General features: G+C 49.6%; 12 protein-coding genes. All 12 read right to left on the reverse strand.

Annotation, left to right across the window (positions count from 1 at the left end; translation table 11 throughout):
- Positions 1-131: 131 nt before the first annotated feature.
- A complete protein-coding gene (locus tag AB1L17_RS18885) occupies positions 132-1,490 on the reverse strand; it encodes a solute carrier family 23 protein (protein WP_412846631.1) in 1,359 nt (452 codons plus the stop codon).
- A 146-nt stretch (positions 1,491-1,636) separates the two neighbouring features.
- The gene (gene pyrR / locus AB1L17_RS18890; protein ID WP_412846632.1) at positions 1,637-2,176 is read right to left on the reverse strand and encodes a bifunctional pyr operon transcriptional regulator/uracil phosphoribosyltransferase PyrR; all 540 of its coding nucleotides are present in this window, start codon (positions 2,174-2,176) and stop codon (positions 1,637-1,639) included.
- A 221-nt stretch (positions 2,177-2,397) separates the two neighbouring features.
- Complete coding sequence (locus tag AB1L17_RS18895; RefSeq protein WP_412846633.1) at positions 2,398-3,759, reverse strand: TolB family protein; 1,362 nt, start codon at positions 3,757-3,759, stop codon at positions 2,398-2,400.
- A 98-nt stretch (positions 3,760-3,857) separates the two neighbouring features.
- On the reverse strand, positions 3,858-4,259 hold the full coding sequence (locus tag AB1L17_RS18900; protein ID WP_412846634.1) for a VOC family protein: 402 nt from the start codon (positions 4,257-4,259) through the stop codon (positions 3,858-3,860).
- Between the two features lie 18 nt (positions 4,260-4,277).
- The gene (locus AB1L17_RS18905) at positions 4,278-5,207 is read right to left on the reverse strand and encodes an RluA family pseudouridine synthase (RefSeq protein WP_412846635.1); all 930 of its coding nucleotides are present in this window, start codon (positions 5,205-5,207) and stop codon (positions 4,278-4,280) included.
- A 45-nt stretch (positions 5,208-5,252) separates the two neighbouring features.
- Complete coding sequence (gene lspA / locus AB1L17_RS18910) at positions 5,253-5,702, reverse strand: signal peptidase II (RefSeq protein WP_412846636.1); 450 nt, start codon at positions 5,700-5,702, stop codon at positions 5,253-5,255.
- A gap of 77 nt (positions 5,703-5,779) precedes the next feature.
- Positions 5,780-6,421 (reverse strand): serine/threonine protein kinase, encoded by a 642-nt coding sequence (locus AB1L17_RS18915; protein WP_412846637.1) that lies wholly within the window; start codon positions 6,419-6,421, stop codon positions 5,780-5,782.
- Between the two features lie 1,367 nt (positions 6,422-7,788).
- The gene (locus tag AB1L17_RS18920; RefSeq protein ID WP_412846638.1) at positions 7,789-9,213 is read right to left on the reverse strand and encodes a phosphoglucomutase/phosphomannomutase family protein; all 1,425 of its coding nucleotides are present in this window, start codon (positions 9,211-9,213) and stop codon (positions 7,789-7,791) included.
- Positions 9,214-9,232: 19 nt separating this feature from the next.
- A complete protein-coding gene (locus AB1L17_RS18925; protein WP_412846639.1) occupies positions 9,233-11,194 on the reverse strand; it encodes a glycoside hydrolase family 15 protein in 1,962 nt (653 codons plus the stop codon).
- Positions 11,195-11,248: 54 nt separating this feature from the next.
- On the reverse strand, positions 11,249-13,624 hold the full coding sequence (locus AB1L17_RS18930) for a sugar phosphate nucleotidyltransferase (RefSeq protein ID WP_412846640.1): 2,376 nt from the start codon (positions 13,622-13,624) through the stop codon (positions 11,249-11,251).
- Positions 13,625-13,654: 30 nt separating this feature from the next.
- Entirely contained in the window at positions 13,655-16,507 is a 2,853-nt protein-coding gene (locus AB1L17_RS18935) for a 1,4-alpha-glucan branching protein domain-containing protein (RefSeq protein WP_412846641.1), read from the reverse strand.
- 10 nt (positions 16,508-16,517) lie between these two features.
- The gene (locus AB1L17_RS18940) at positions 16,518-17,138 is read right to left on the reverse strand and encodes a DUF4912 domain-containing protein (protein ID WP_412846642.1); all 621 of its coding nucleotides are present in this window, start codon (positions 17,136-17,138) and stop codon (positions 16,518-16,520) included.
- Between the last annotated feature and the right edge of the window lie 13 nt (positions 17,139-17,151).

Genomic DNA, 17,151 nt, shown 5'->3' on the forward strand with positions numbered 1-17,151 from the left:
CTTCTTGGCATCGCTTTGCATGGAAGGAAGCAAGCGAGACAAGAAGCTGAGATGTTGCCTTTTCGGGCAGCCAAAACAGCGTTCTATGCCTTGCCAGCCTCTCGGGACTGGATTTAAAGGATTGGGAACGTTTAGGCTATTTGTTTTTGTTCTTCGAGATGCGCTTCCCCCATCGCAGATGCTTTGCCTGGCAGGATCAAGTGAAGAATGATTCCCAGGAAGGTAGAGAGTGCGATGTTGTCGATTGTTATATCGCTCAGGAAGGGGATGCCTGTACCAGCAAAGCTGATTTTGTAACCGCCGATTCCCGTAACAAGGATCACAGCAGCGAGAATCATGTTGCGTTTGTCTGCGAAATTTACTTTGTGCTCCACGTACATCCGCAAGCCTTGTGCTGCAATGATACCGAACAGGATGATGGACACGCCGCCAAGCACTGGAGTAGGGATTGTCATCAAGAAAGCGCTGATCTTGCCCGCGAAGGAGAAGACGATCGCGAGAACTGCTGCCAATCCGATTACGACTCGGCTGTACACCTTTGTAATTGCAAGGACCCCGATGTTTTCCCCGTAAGTTGTTGCTGGCGGACCACCCATGATGGCAGCCAATGAGGTCGCAACCCCGTCTCCAAACAAGCTACGATGCAGACCTGGGTCTTTCATCAGATCACGATCCATGACCTTGCTCGTTACCAATAAGTGACCAAGATGCTCTGCCAGTGTGACGAATGCAACTGGTGCGATAACAAGTGCTGCAATCCACGCGCTCGGATCAGCCATGGCGCTCGTTACTTCTGCGAACTTGAAGTGAGTAGTGAACATTTCTTGGAAGCTTACGATCCAAGGTGCTTTTGTTACCGTTTCAAAATGAATCAGATCAGGGTGACGCAGCAGCGTGTATACATAACCGGAAATCATACCAATCAAGATCGGGATAAGACCAAAGAATCCGCGCAGCATGACTGCTGCAATAACTGTTACAACCATGGTGACGAGTGAGATTTCAATGGAGGTCAGTGACATTTGCGATTGACCATCCACCGTTACTTTAGTTGCCATGTCTACCGCAACACCCGCGAGGCTAAGTCCAATCACGACGATAACGGATGCGATGACCACTGGCGGCAGTACCCGATCCAGCCATCTAACCCCTGCTTTCTTCACGATCCCGGCGACGATAATGTACACGATCCCCGAGAGGAAGCAACCCAAGAGCGCCGTGCCTACACCGTGCGACTGACTCACGACGATAATCGGACCGATGAAGGCGAAGGAAGAGCCGAGGTAGTTCGGTAGCTTGCCTTTCGTGATCCACAGGAACAAGAGCGTTCCGATCCCGCTCGCCAAGAGAGCTGTTGCAACGTCCAACCCAGTCAGAATCGGTACCAGCACTGTCGAGCCAAACATCGCGAACAAGTGTTGAATACTCAGTGGCAGCAGTTTTGAAATATGTGGTGTTTCGTGTACGTCGATATAATTTTTTTGGCTCATGCCCTTATTTCCCCCTGTTTTTTGCCTTACTTCCAAACAAAAAGCCTCTTTGTGTGGACACAAAGAGGCTGGCTTCTCCATAGGCATGGGAAGTCTGTTGCCTCTTGCCGACCTCACGGGATCGTTTTTAAAGAGGAGTATTTGATTTACAGTAACTGTCGGATAGACACGATGTCCATCACGTCCACTTCTGCCAATTGTACATCGACAATTTCCGTTCGGGCAGTTGGGAGGTTCTTTCCGACAAAATCAGGGCGAATTGGCAGCTCGCGATGACCGCGGTCTACCAGGACAGCCAGCTGGATCATGCGTGGGCGTCCGTTATCGATCAGTGCATCCAGAGCTGCGCGCACTGTTCTTCCTGTGTAGAGCACATCGTCCACCAGAATCACCGTCTTGCCAGTGATTTGATCTGGAAGCTGAGAGCCTTGCAGAATCGCATCTTCTGACTTGTGCTGAAGATCGTCACGATAGAACGTAATGTCCAGCTCACCGACTGGGACTTTCACATTCTCAATCATTTCAATTCTTTCCACGAGTCGTTGCGCGAGGTAAATCCCTCTGGTCTTGATGCCCACGATAATGAGATCCTCGACGCCTTTGTTTCGCTCGATAATTTCATGTGCGATTCGAGTGAGCGCGCGGCGGATCGCCGCTTCATCCATAATAACGCTTTTGTTGATCATCTCAATATCCCCCTTCTCGACGGGAACAGTGGACCTTACGAAAAAAGGCTCCTTGTCAGGAGACAAGAAGCCCTCGGATAAACTGACCGGACCAAGAGTCCCGCCTGTTTATCATTCCGTGCCCTTGCCAGCCTCACTGGACTGGATTTAAAGGTTCCATTCGTCATGTAGAATTATGTCACGATTCAGGACGGGTGTCAATGCAGGCTGAAAAAGTCTAACTATTCCCAATAGACGCTAACCCACGGTGGCAAATAATTGGCGTAGTAACCGATGTCTCCCGTGATGCCTGTAATCAGCTCTATTTGTGTGTCCGCATTCTGTCCAATCCCTTGGATGTTCAGGGAGCCATGCTCTGCTCGGTCCAAACGCAAGAAAAGGAGCTGTTTCCCATCCGGTGATGGCGCAGGATAGTAGTCTGCCGTATTCTCCTCTCCTTTTGTCACCTGCTGCTCAGCTCCATCTGCAAAGCGCTGCCAAATGCCCTGCCCCGGCACCATGACCTTTTTGGGGTCGTATGAATATGGCTTAGCCTCTCCCCTGGTGAAAAGCAGCGTGTACGGGGCTTTTGGAATCCAGACCGGATTGGTATCTACCACGACAGGACCTGGACTTATCGTCTGGACCTTTCCTTCTCGATCTGCCAGCTTCAACTGCTTGTTCGTCGTTGCTATCCGGTCAGTGCCGTCGATAAAAGCTAGCTGTTCACTATCTGGCGTCCAAGCTAGCCAGTCAGGGTACGCCAGGCCCGTACCGAGATCTTTTGGCTTTTGATCAGGCTGCGTCAAATCAAACAGTTGAATCGGTACACCGTCTGCGGACAAGGAAGCGGAGTTATACCGTACGAAATAGGCGACAGATTTACCATCCGGGGATACCTTCAAGCCTGTCGCTGCCCACGGGTAGATGCCTTCTTCGACCTTTGGCGGTTCTGCAATCGGGTAGGCAGCGAGCGGCTTTCCAGCAAGTGTGCGCAAGGCCAAGGTCATCGGCTTATTTTTTTCAGCAGGAAGCGAGACTAGCATATTCTCACCATTTGGCATCCAGGCAAAATCTGCGAAATCTGCTTTGGTTGTGCTTTGCAAAGCTAGTGTCCCATCATCATGGATGTCTTTGACAATCATGCGCAATCTCGGCTCTTCATTGCTGCCGATATTCACGGTGTACACGAACTTGTTTGCTTTCGGCGACCATTTTGGCTTTTCATAAACAGGTCTCTGGTCGACCTGCATGACTTTGCCGCCATCCGCACGCATCAACCACAAATAACCCGGCGTCGAGTAATTGTTGTTGCCTTTATATTTGATAAAAAGCAGCCATTTGCCATCTGGTGACCAGCCAACGATCTCCGCCAAGCCATCATTGGTGATTTGCTTTACCTTTCCGGATGTATCCTGTCCATCTACCACAAACAAATGCTGGTTACTCGTAAAGGCAATTTTCGCTGGCACGCTTATTTCCTTGTTCACACGCTCTGGCGCTTGGCTTTGGGCTGCCGCTCCTGTTTGTCCGTTTGCTGTGACGAGTACAACCAAAAGTACGAAACAACTGATCAGCTTCCTCCATCTTCCGTTCACAGGCATACACTCCTTACCCTTCTTGTCGAGTTATAAAAAAACGCCAGAAGAAAGTGATAAGCTCTCTACTAGCGTTTTCCAATCTAACTGCCATTATGTAAGTGTCACATGAAGAGTGGCTGCAACAACAAAAAGCGATTGCCATACAAGTCCTCAAAAACAACCTCTATGCCGTACATGACTTCATTTGGCTCACTCAGGAACTTTACGCCGCGCTGGCGCAGTGTCTCGTACGTGGCCCCAAAGTCATCCGTCTCCCAAACCCACATCGGATTTTTGCCGACCTGACTAAGCATCTCCTGTGCGACTTCTTCCCGATGCCAATGAGTAGGGTCATGAAGAACAATCTCTACTTCCTGCCCGGGAATTCCGACTGTGAGCCAGCGAGAGCCATCGTCCATGCGTGAATCCATGCGTTTTTCGAAACCGAGCTTTTCCGTGTAAAACCGCAATGCTTCCTCACAATCGTGAACGTACAGCGTCACATGCGCCAATCTTTTTAGCACGGCTGTTCCTCCTGTTCCTTACGCTTGTCTGAGAAAATGCATGACATCAAGCAACTCCTGCGGCAGTGGCGCCTCGAATTCGAGCTGCTCCCCTGTACGTGGATGGATGAAGCCCAACGTTTTCGCATGCAGAGCTTGTCCTTCGAGCTCAAGCGTATTTTTCGGACCGTATTTCGGATCGCCTGCAAGCGGGTACCCAATATACTTCATGTGTACGCGAATTTGATGTGTCCGCCCTGTTTCGAGCTTCAATTCAACCAACGTGTGCTCCTTGAAGCGTTCCAGCACGATAAAATGCGTGACAGCAGGCTTGCTGTTTTCGAAAACGACCGCCATTTGCTGACGATTTTTCGGATCGCGTCCGATCGGTGCCTCAATCGTTCCCATCTCGTGCGGGATTACTCCGTGAACAATCGCAACGTACTTCCGATTGACCGTATGTGCTTTCAATTGTTCGGCCAACCCCATATGCGCCTTGTCGTTTTTGGCTACCATCAACAGTCCTGATGTATCCTTGTCAATGCGATGGACAATTCCCGGCCGCAGTACGCCATTGATCCCGGATAAATCTTTGCAATGTGCCAGAAGCCCATTCACGAGTGTCCCACTGTAATGACCAGGAGCAGGATGCACGACGAGGCCACGTGGTTTGTTCACTACTACGATGTCGCTATCCTCGTAGACGATCTCGAGTGGCATCTCCTCCGGCTGGATCGCCATTTCCTTTGGCGGCGGAACCCGTAAGGTCACTTCATCTTCTGCTTGCAGCTTGTAGTTGTTTTTAATCGGCTCTCCGTTTACGGTAACGCGGCCTTCCTTCACCCAAGCCTGCACCTGCGAGCGGGACCAATCTTCATTTTGTAGCGTAATGAACTTGTCGATACGCTCGCTCGTGTCCGCTGGCTCTACCGTCCAATCGTAACGTTCAAACAATTGCGTGTCATTCATGTATGTTCTCCACCTATCCGAGCTTTCCTACTATTATTCTCATGACTATCCGTTTTTCTTCCCATCCAGAAAAACATCCAGAAGCAAAATCCCCACGCCAATCGTGATGGCCATATCTGCCACGTTAAAGATCGGGAAGTTAATCAAAGTAAAATCGAGAAAATCGACGACTTGACCAGTCATCACACGATCAATGAAATTCCCGATCGCTCCACCTAGAACCAATGACAGTGCCAGCGAAGCACGTGGTTGGCTTTTACCTAAGCGAATCAAGGAAATGATAATCCCAATCACAACCACAGTCGTAATCACAATAAAAAACCAACGTCGATTTTGCAGGATTCCAAACGCCGCTCCCATGTTTCGATGGGAAGTAAGATGAAAGACGTCCGCGATTAAAGGAATCGATTCTCCCAGTTCCATATACTTCACGACTAAATACTTGGTGAACTGATCAAGCGCAATAATTACTGCCGCAATGAGATAGTACAACAATGGAATGTCCTCCTTATTCTGCTTCGACCAGCATCTGTACAAACACAATGTCAAATGATCATTTTACCAGAGACAGTCTAAGTGAACAAGCGTTTTCCTTTTTTATACAGTCGATAGCCTTTGCGTACAACTTCAAGCATCCACAAGGGAATTTTCCATCCACGATCCTTGATAAATGGCAGATACACCTTGTAATACGCCTTGCGTAAATCACGCCATTTTGTGTCAGTATCATTGATATAATAATCCGATACGTCAATCAGATATCCTCGTCCCCGATCCATTAGTACATTTTTACCGTGGACATCATGGGGAAACAATCCCTTCCTGCGTGCTTCCTCCAGCGCATCCTCCACGTCTTCTATTACCTGCGGAGGAATAGGGATGCCAAAACGAACACAATCAAACAAGGAGATGCCGTTCATGCGAGTAATGACCAGGTAGCCTTCCCCATAATCATAGCAGAACGGAAAGGAACGAGTCTCCCCTAGCTTCCGGTAGACTTCGATTTCTTGTTCCGCTCCCGGCCTTCCAGGCGCGTACAGCTTGATCACTACCTTCGGATAGTCAGGATGGGCAAATACAGCTGCATAGTTGCCGGTACCGACCAACTCCCACGGGTACGGCGTATGATGAACCACGACTGGATCATCTGGCGACTGAGACTCCACTTGTACTTCCTGTAAAAAAGCTTGCAATATATCTTGATTGATCCGCATCGTTTCTCATCATCTCTCATCAGTTACCGACTTCGAACTACATTAAAGCAAAATTAATGAAGATTGATCTACTACGATCATTCAGACACTTCCTATAAGGGGCAAAAAATCCTTTGCACTGGTGGGGCCAGGAAGTCCTGTCCGATTCCAATGAAAGGATTGCATATGGACAAGAATACCTCATTTTTTTGATTTGGTAAATGGGTACTGAATGTCCACCAATAGCACCTGTTTTATGTAGTGTATAACGAATTATTCTATCTGATTCATAAGAAAAAACTTCTTGGACGTTGCTGTTGTGGTGGGAGGAAACAGGAGAAAACGCTCAGATTCTAGGGCCACCCCCTGTGGGTTTGACTGCACGACTCCATGCAAAAAGCGAAACCGCGGCCAAAGTGGTACTTTCAGGATGTTTTTCAGAGGTGGCCGCTTAAGGGCGTGTTTCGCTTTTTGCATTGCGTCTCGGTCGGTGTCCCTAAGATCTTCGCTTATTTCTCCTGTTTCCTCTACAAGCTTTCCGTGTTCGCCCATTTTTTAAAGCCTTGAAAGATTGAAGAACGTAATCAGTCACGACAGAGAAGAATATTTCCAGACGTAGCGACTTGTGGAGTCCTACCGAGCGGAGAAGGGATGAGCGGGCAAAAGAAACGCAACGTGCCCGTGCGACGTAGCGGCTACCTCTTTTGCGTTTCCCCGCGAATCCCTTCGGAGCGGGCAGTCCACACTTCTCCGTGAGACGGAGCACTGAGCCTAGTCTGGAAATATTCTTCTCTTCACCGCAGCCACATAACAGGAGGCAAAAGTTGGGTCGTGGTGGGGAGGAAACAGGAGAAAACGCTCAGATTCTAGGGCCACCCCCTGCGGGATTGACTGCACGACTCCATGCAAAAAGCGAAACCGCGGCCAAAGTGGTACTTTCAGGATGTTTTTCAGAGGTGGCCGCTTAAGAGCGTGTTTCGCTTTTTGCATTGCGTCTCGGTCGGTGTCCCTAAGATCTTCGCTTATTTCTCCTGTTTCCTCTACGAGCTTTCCGTGCTATCCGATTTTATTAAGCCTTAATAGATTGAAGAACGTGAACTGTTACGTCAGAGAAGAATATTTCCAGACGTAGCGACTTGTGGAGTCCTACCGAGCGGAGAAGGGATGAGCGGGCAAAAGAAACGCAACGTGCCCACACGACGAAGCGGCTACCTCTTTTGCGTTTCCCCGCGAATCCCTTCGGAGCGGGCAGTCCACACTTCCCCGTGAGACGGAGCACGGAGCCTAGTCTGGAAATATTCTTCTCCCCACCGCAGCCCCATAACAGACTTTGCCCTTACCCAAAAAAGGAGAGCCTCGCACCTCCATGCAGGCTCTCCTCCTTCGCTTTACACATTAATCTCCAAAAACCATTCGCGAATTGCATCCTGTAGCTTCTGCAAAGCAGTCGCATTTGTCGCTTCACAATAGATGCGCACTAATGGTTCCGTACCAGACGGACGGATCAAGACCCAGTGTCCTTCCTCGAGCAACAGCTTGACCCCATCCAGACGCTGAATATCTAAAACCTGGTAAGGACCGATTAGTGCAGGTGGAGTGGTGATCATTTTCTGTATCCATTGCTCTTTTTGGTTCAATTTCATATCAAGCCGTACATGGAACAGTTCGCCAAACTGCTCGTATACATCTCTTAGAATTTGGTCGATTCCTTTGTTTTCGTACGCGCACATCTCGGCGAGCAACAGATTGATGAGTACGCCATCCTTTTCCGGGATATGCCCGAGGATACTGGCCCCCCCGCTTTCCTCTCCACCAATAAGCACGTCACCTTTGCGCATTTCCTCGCCCACGTACTTGAAACCGACGGGCGTCTCTACCAGTTCCAGACCATAATGCGTTGCCATCCGATCGAGTAGATGGGTGGTCGCGACCGTCCTGACAATCCGTCCGGTCAAGCCTCTATTTTTCAATAAATGATGGGTCAAAAGGACGAGTGCTTCGTTTGGCGTGATGTACTGGCCGTATCGGTCTACTACTCCGAAACGGTCTGCATCACCGTCATTGGCAAGACCAAGGGATGCTTGGCGCTGTACCACTTCTTTTTTTAGCAAGCTCAGATGTTTATCATTTGGTTCCGGCAATTCTCCGCCAAAAGCCGCATCCGGAACTTCTCTGATTCCAACGTTTTTCACGCCGGCCTCAGTCAAGAATCCACTCACATAGCCCATACCCGCACCATGCATGGCATCGACGACGACAGACAAGGACGAGCTCCGCAAAACGTCCATATTGATCATCCGTCTAAGATGTGCTTCGTAATGAGGGCGCAGGACGATGACTTGCAGCAGCTTTCGTTCCTTTGCCTCCGCAAGGGCAACCGTACGAATAGGCTCCATCAAGCTGGTTTTGCTGATCCACTCTTCCAGCTTTTGCGTGATTGCAGGGGTTGCAGGTCCCGCATACTCTGGAATGTATTTGATGCCGTTATATTCAGGCGGATTGTGGCTCGCCGTGACCATGATCGCTCCACTCGCAGCAAAATGTTTCACGCCAAAGGCTACGGCAGGTGTTGGCGCTGCTTCATTCACCAAATAGGTTCGAATATCATTAGCTGCCAGAACCGAAGCAATCTCTTCCGCAAATCGTCTTCCCAAAAAGCGCGTGTCATGCCCTACCAGAACAGGCTGCTCCTGCTGTCCGATTTCTTTGGTATAGCTGGCGATGGCTTGTGCGACAATGCGGACATTGGCAACCGTAAAGCCATCTGCGATAATGTCACGCCAACCGTCTGTACCGAAACGGATCGTTGTCATCTCCTCATCTCTCCCTTCGTTACCGCAACTCATTCACCTTCTCCAAATAACGTAAAACAGTAGCGACATAGGTAGCATGTGACCACGTCAGCGGTGCGACTGATACGGGAGCACCTGTATACGGATCGAGCTGCTCAGATAGTACACCGCTCTGTAGTGAATGACGTACAACCCAGGCCAGTCTGTTTTTAGGTTCTTGGAGTTCATCCATCGATTTTGCCTTGGCAATTTCCCAATCAGCCACCCATAGTGTGCAGATGATCCATGGATTGCCTGGTACTTTTGCAGTGTCATGTGATTTTTTGAAATAATAATCCCCTTGATAGCGGGCAATTCCACCTATTTCGGTATCTACGCACAAGCTTTTTTTGACAGCTTCCATCGTTCGCTCTACTCTCGGATCATCTACAGAGAAGACACCGAGCGCAAACAAAGCAAACAAGCTGCTCTCCACTGTGAAATCTTTCTCGATTTTCCCATCCGCTTTTACATAAATACCGCGCAAGAAACGGCCGATCTCAGGGTCGTACAAATGCTGTTCCATTGCTCCCCGAATGCGCTCTGCCCCTTCTGCGTAACGTTGATAGCGCCGATCATCCCCGAACAGCTGGGCAAAACGTGCAGCAGCCATTAAGCCTGCAAACACTGTGGCGCTGGTAAACGTAAAAATTCCTCGTCGCTCTTCCCATAGGTCATAGCTCGGTCTAGGCAATTGCAGTTCTGGATGGACATACTCCAGCAAAAAGCGTGCAGCCGGACGAACCAGCGTGGGATAGAGTGCCTGACAATCTTCAATTTGCTTGCCGCTCTTGTATTGCTCCCAAAGGGCGTACAGTACTAACGCCGTCTCATCCTCCTGAATCGGCAATTGAATATCTCCATCCACGATATAGGGATGCCAGCTGGAGCCAACGGAGCCATCTGGATTGTACTTGTGCAGTAAATACCCTTCTTTGTTCAGCGCATCCGCGCAAAATCTGAAAAACGGTGCGACGACTCCAGTGTAGCCTGCCTTTGCCATCGCACTGGCAATCAGCGCACCGTCTCTGGGCCACATGTAGCTGTAATGATCACGATTGAATTGGAGAATATCCGAGTCATTCGCAGCGAGAATGGCCCCATTCTGATCGATCTGCGTGCGCACGAGTAACAAGCTGGTCTTGTACAGATTGACGACCTCTGATGGTAGATCTGCGAAATCCCGCTCTTCTTTATTGACCCAGCGCTGCCAATACACCGCGATCCGATTGAGCAAACGCTCTGGATCACTCTCGAGTACATACTGGTTCAATGTTTTGACATCCTCATACGACTCACCAATGCACATCCAGTAAAAGAGTGACTCCTCTTCATTTGGCTGCAGGACGAGGGAAAAGGAGATCGTACTATCGACGGAGCCTTGCGCGATTGGATTGCCTGACAAGAGACCATCCTCTGCATCTCTCCAGGTCCCCTCCGCATAATTGAACCGTTTGATTCCGGCGCTATACTGATCGATTCCACCCGTAGCCGTTTTTCCATTCGCCATGATGTACACATTGCGCTTGTAGTGATAAATGGTTCGAAGGATTGGATCAAAAACGGCAGTATCCCCTACCTCCGTCTCGTTCAAGCTGAAATCATGATTGAAAAACAGCCTGACCTCCCGTACTTCACTCGCATGGTTGCGAACGGACACCTTTTTCAAATAAATCGGGTCACGCTGGTGCACCCCATCTGCGATTTGCAGGGAGATGCCCAGATGTTCATGATGCGCATGAACATCTGTCACCAAAGACTCCTGACCGTACCCGAGCTTCCGCTTCCAGCCATCTTCATCCAGCCAGGAAAAGCGACCTTGCACCCATATCCCCAGCTTGCTAAAGTGTCCTCCGACATGATTCAGCTGGCCTACATACGGAAAGTAGAGATCTCGCATGTGCAGCCTGTCATCAAAATTAATCAGCAGTTTCCCGTTCCCGACGACGAGCGGTCTCGGCATGCCTTCACGTCCTTTTCGTTTTAGGCTGTCGATCTCTCTCTTTTGTTTAACCGTTTATTGATATTCGGCAATTCGCCTCGCATACGAGGAGGCAAGCGTAGCTGCGGTCTCTGCAGTCGCCCCTTGCGAAATCACTTTTACATGCGAATCCTCTGAATCAGGTAAAATCAGCACCCAGCCATTCGAATCATATACCTTGATCCCGTCCACCAGCTCCAGCAGCTTGCCTTTGTTTTCTTCCATGACTCTGCGCATCACTTTGCCTTTTGCTGCCCATGGGCAAAACACAGTTTTTCTCTCCATATGGCATGCCGGCAACAGCTCCAGCAGGACGCTGAGCGGCTTTTCCTCAGAAGCGAGATACGAAAGAATCCTCATCAGGCTATATACCGCGTCAAACATGGGATGAAAACGTTCCTCGGCTGATACCTCCATCATGGAGCGTGGTGATACCTTGGTGCGGACGACCTCGATTTGCAATAGCTGGGCCAGATGCTCCAGCTCGATAGGTGCACTCACAGGAAGGCCAATGCGCTGGTGTTGACCACTGCAAGCCAACAACTGAAGAGCGATGATCTGCTCGGTTGAGAGCTTTTCTCCGTGCTCGGTAAACAAGGCAAATTGCTCGCCATTTTTATCGAAACGAACCCCCAAGTCCGCTCCCTTTTTACTGATGCCGTCTTGTATTGCGCCGTAATGTGCGGTCACTCCGAGTGCATGAAAGAGTGGCGCAAGAAAGGTCGGAAGAAACCGCTGCTCACTATCGATTAGCAGGTGGAAGCGTTGGCGCTGGATCGAGGAGACTTTGAGCCGTTGGGCTAACGCATGCAGATAGGCTTCTTGTACTTGATGCTCCACTTGGAGTGCTCCCAATCGATGAAGGTTGCGAACATAAGTCTCTTGCCAGTAGGCATTTTCTATTTTCCGCTCCATATCGCGGGTAATCGGCAAGCCTGCTTGATCGATGAATTGAATGACGAACTCTTTATCATCCGCTGACTCTGCCAGATAAATATGAATGCCGCCGTTGCAAGCCAACGAACGCACGCCGTACCTGATCAAGGGTGAATTACCCATGCCGAGATCGACCGTATCAATTCCGGAAGAGCACAAACTCGTCATGATACTATGCTTGAGCAGTTGAGCAAACGGATGCGAGCAAGCCGAGAGCGCGATTTTATTCCCTGCTTGAAGTAAGTACGCATAAGCAGCCGCGAGTCTCGTGACGAATTCGGGTGTAATGTCGACGTTGCCAATACCCTTGATCCCATGCGTCCCAAACAAATTTTTGGTTTGCTTGGCACCGTAGATCAACGAGGTGGTGACCGTCGCGTTTTCACCGACTTCCTTATCCGGCCAAATTTTGACCCCTGCCTTCACGACCGACTTGGCTCCAATCTGGCATTGATCTCCGATGACCGATCCTTCCCCTAGCTGAACACAATCTGCAATACGGATATTGCGGCAAAGGGTCGTTCCCGTGATTTCTGCTTTTTTCCCGATGACGCTGTTTTCCCATACAATCGCTCTTGATAGCTTCGTGCCTGAAGAAATCACCGTATTTTTTCCCAGAATGGAGTAGGCGCCGACAGCGACCCCAGCCTGTAAGTGTACATTTTCACCAACATAGACAGGACCTTCCAAGCGAACAGAAGAATCGATGCGAACATCATTTTCCAAGAAAATGCGCGGAGCAATTTCCTGCGCTTTTATTTCGAGATTGACGCGTCCGTCCAATAAATCAAACTGTGCTTGCTGATATACCTCCAGCGAGCCAATGTCTGACCAATACCCCTTTGCCTCATAGCCGTAGAGAGGCTTAGCTGCTTGTAAAAAGCTAGGGAAAATTTCCTTGCTGAAGTCCACTTCCCGCTCGACTTCTATATAAGACAAGACTTCTGGTTCGAAGACGTACATCCCCGTATTAACCGTATCGCTGAATACCTCTGCCCAGCTCGGCTTTTCCAGAAAGCGGGTAATGCGTCCATCGTCTTCTGTCATGACGACGCCGAATTCCAGCGGTGTCTCTACCCGTGTCAAAATCAAGGTTGCGAGAGCCTGATTTTGTTCATGAAATTGAATCGCGGCTGTCAAATCGATGTCAGTCAATGTATCACCGCTGATGACAATAAAACGCTCATCGAGAAAATCCGCGCAGTTTTTCACACTGCCTGCCGTGCCCAAGGGGATTGATTCTTCGAAATAGACGAGCGATACACCGTAGCGAGATCCATCACCAAACGTATCGCGGATGACATCAGGCAGATACTGGAGTGTCACAGCTATCTCAGTAATGCCATGCTTTTTCAAAAGATCAATTGTGTACTCCATGCAAGGCCGGTTTAAGAGTGGCACCATTGGTTTTGGAGTGTGGCATGTTAACGGACGTAGACGTGTACCTTTACCACCAGCCATGATTACTGCCTTCATCTTCTTTTCTTCCTCCTTCATCGTTGCAATCTATGTTGTCATGCCAATTTCCGCAGGTACGCCAAATGAACGATAGATATCGATGGTTTGACTAGCAAGTAACGTCCAGCTATAGGACTGTTTAACGTCGTGCATCGCCGCCAGGGCAAGTTGACCCCGTTGATCAGGGTCACGCAGCAGCCAGCGCAGCTGATTCGTCAATGACTCTGCGTCACCTGTATACATCATGGCTCCGTTTTCGCCATGACGAACAATCTCGCGCAGCCCTCCCGTATCCGCAACCAGAACTGGCGCGCCCAGTGCCATCGCTTCCAGGGCAACAATTCCGAACGGCTCATACAAGCTTGGGAATACCGCCACATCAGCCAAGGCGAACAGCTCATTCCGTCTTGTGTCGTCTACGAAGCCCAAGAATCGGACTCGCTCGGAAAGACCCATTCGATGGACCAGCTGCTTCCACTCGTCTTGCATCGGTCCTCTCCCTGCAACAAGCAACGTTACATTCGGAAACTCATGACGGAGCCTTGCCATCGCTTCTATTAATAGATGAACACCTTTTTCCTGAACCAAGCGCCCAACAAAAAAGAGGACGGGCCCATCGCCTATCGCCATTTCGTGTCGAAGCTGCGCTCGGTTTACATCAGGTAAGGGCGTAAGATCGACACCATTGTGAATGACACGTAATTTGGATGGCGGCGTTTCGAACAAGCGCTTTACTTCAGACTCCATATAATGGCTGCAAACGATAATGGAGTCAGACATTTGTGTTATTGTGCGTTCACAATCATGAATTCTTTGCTGCAACGGTGTATGAATGCCTTGGTGTCGACCATGCTCCAAGGCGTGAATCGTGCTTACAAGCGGTAGAGAGTATCTCTGTTTTAGTTCGATCGCAGCCCAGCCTACCAGCCAATCGTGGGCGTGAAAGACATCCGGTCTGACACCGAGTGACCAGAGCTGGGAGGCAGCATCGACCATCGCCAAATTCAATTGAAACACCCATGCCAGGAAGTCATCTTGTTCTGCTGGCATATACGTAGGCAAGCGATGGACGTGTATCCCCTCCATACTCTCGTTTACCGCGCACGAATCTGCTGCACGTGTCAGCACATGCACCTCTATTCCTTGCAAAACGAGATGCCTGGCGAGATCATAAACCGCTCGACCAAGCCCTCCTACTACATGAGGGGGAAATTCCCACGCAAGCATCATGACTGCTTTTTGTGGAGACACGGATTGAGTGGCCGCTACCAAATGATGCGATACGTTCACTCTATGCGTTTGTTTAGGCAAATAGTACGTGAGATCCAAGTGAGGAAAAATCGGGAAGGCAGCTTCTGTTGTCGAAATGATCTTTTCATCCAATTGATTCTCTCGATACATCGCAAGCAGAGCTCGCAATCGAACCAAGTGGTCATGAACACGTCGTACGGCGTACTCGACGACGGTTTGACCGTCTAATATAAACGCCCAATCACTGCTTTGGGCCAGCATCAATTCTCGTGCAGCCTGTTGAAGACAACGTATGGCGAGCTGATCTTTCTTTGCATCTGCTCCTTTGTCTTCATAAAAGGTAGTAATCGCCTCGATCAGTTCCCGTTCTGCTTGATGCAGATGCCTGTATATCCAGCCATTGTTTTCATTCAACCAGACTTCGCCGTAGCCATTACGTCCCCACGTAGACATTGGTAAGTGTCCACGATCCTGCTCTGGATACTCCTCTAAATATTCAGATGGAGTGATCAATTTCACTTGTTTTGAATCGCAAACGGTTTTGCGCAACAGATCATCCAAAAACTGCGGACCTTCGAACCACCAGTGTCCAAACAGCTCTGCATCATACGTGGCGACAACCAACGGCTTGCGATCCATCCAGTCACTGGCTTCCTCCACTTGGCGCTCCCGATGATACAGGAAGTGTCCAGCATGTGACGCCGCTTTTTCACGCGCCCAGCTTGGCTCATACCAGTCTTTCTCCACATCTTTTCCGGTTATCCGATAGTATTTCAAACCGGTATGTACCCGAATTCCGTCAGGGTGGATGTATGGCTCGATGTAGCTCATCTCCCTGTCAAATCCGATATCCCGGTAATATTCACGGTAGTCATAGTCCCCTGGATATCCATCAATCGAGCTCCACACCTGGCGGGATGCCACTTCGTCTCGGGCAAAGGCAGCTACATCATGCGGCGTGAACAAGGGAGCCAGCAAGCCTCTGCGAGGTACAGGTGTCGCATGCAGAATCGTGTGGCTGTCTACGAAGAAGTACCGAAGCCCTGCCTCTTTCAGCAGACGATCCAGCCCAGGTGTATATCCGCATTCAGGCAGCCAGATTCCTTTAGGACGTCTCCCTAGAATCCGCTCATGGGTATCGATGCCTACTTGAAGCTGTGCCCGAATCGCTTCTTCTGTTTCAACAAAGGGCAAAAAGGAGTGCGTAGCCGCGCAAGTAATCAGCTCGAGGCAACCGCTGTCCGCGACATGCCTGAAGGCCTTGATCAGTTGAAAATCCCACTTGCGACAATAAGCAATAATGGCTCGAAAACGTTCCACATACATTTTGGCGATGCGATGTTCTTGCGGTTGATCTGCGGTTCGCTTGACTTCCTTTCCTGCCAATTCAACAGTCTTGGCTAGATGTGTGCGAAAGCGTGCCACGATCAGATCATCATCAAGCATGGAGAGCAACGTCGGGGAAATAGCAAGGGTCATGCGAAAAGCAATACCGTCCGAAAGAAGCTTGTCGAAAACCATGAGCAACGGAAGATAGCATTCCAGCATGGCTTCATACACCCAGCGCTCTTCCAGGCGATCATCCCGATCCCCGTGTCGAACATATGGCAGATGAGCATGCAACACGAGGGAGAGGTAACCTTTGTGCACAGATGACACCTCACTTATTTGATGGTTTCGTATACAACGAGTAAGAGGAGAAGTTCTCATACCAGGAAGGGGTAGCCGAATCGTGCTTGGGCTCAACTAACGGCTCACCCCAGCTTGCTTTTGACTGGCGAGGTGTCACTATCGGTTCAGAGCGAATAATCGGGCAAAACCGATTTTCTTCATATAAGCCAAAATCAACAATGTATGTACGTCCTGGCACTACATCTTGCACATACCAGGAATGCGCTTCTTCTTGTACGAGCACATCACGGAATGAATGCGCATTTTTTCCATCAAAGTAACGTTCGGTTACATCATACAAACGCAAGCCTTTTTGGATGTGCCGATAATCCGCTTGCAAGTAAGATGCGACCATTCTCATCCGCGGCCATGTAATTTCCCAATACACAAATAGCACCGTCGGGCCCTGTGCCATGACTTTGACAATATCTCGGCCATAAAACGCAGGCAGTTGCCATTCTGGTTCGGTTTTAGCAGGAGGAAGTGTCTCTGGCTTCGCCCGGTCTTTTTGCAAGCGATACTTAACTTGACCGATCGTTAAGCCGCATTCTTTGGCAATTTGTGCAATGGACATGGATTGTGAACGTAGTTCGAGAATTTTTTCCAGCATCTTTTAGCACTCC

It is taken from the genome of Brevibacillus jepli (assembly GCF_047229145.1).
In the GTDB taxonomy this organism is placed as follows: Bacteria; Bacillota; Bacilli; order Brevibacillales; family Brevibacillaceae; genus Brevibacillus.

Coding starts and splice junctions, on each gene's coding strand:
- AB1L17_RS18885 (WP_412846631.1), bottom strand. CDS start 1,490: ATGAGCCAAAAAAATTATATCGACGTACACGAAACACCACATATTTCA.
- pyrR (WP_412846632.1), bottom strand. CDS start 2,176: ATGATCAACAAAAGCGTTATTATGGATGAAGCGGCGATCCGCCGCGCG.
- AB1L17_RS18895 (WP_412846633.1), bottom strand. CDS start 3,759: ATGCCTGTGAACGGAAGATGGAGGAAGCTGATCAGTTGTTTCGTACTT.
- AB1L17_RS18905 (WP_412846635.1), bottom strand. CDS start 5,207: ATGAATGACACGCAATTGTTTGAACGTTACGATTGGACGGTAGAGCCA.
- AB1L17_RS18915 (WP_412846637.1), bottom strand. CDS start 6,421: ATGCGGATCAATCAAGATATATTGCAAGCTTTTTTACAGGAAGTACAA.
- AB1L17_RS18920 (WP_412846638.1), bottom strand. CDS start 9,213: ATGACAACGATCCGTTTCGGTACAGACGGTTGGCGTGACATTATCGCA.
- AB1L17_RS18925 (WP_412846639.1), bottom strand. CDS start 11,194: ATGCCGAGACCGCTCGTCGTCGGGAACGGGAAACTGCTGATTAATTTT.
- AB1L17_RS18930 (WP_412846640.1), bottom strand. CDS start 13,624: ATGAAGGCAGTAATCATGGCTGGTGGTAAAGGTACACGTCTACGTCCG.
- AB1L17_RS18940 (WP_412846642.1), bottom strand. CDS start 17,138: ATGCTGGAAAAAATTCTCGAACTACGTTCACAATCCATGTCCATTGCA.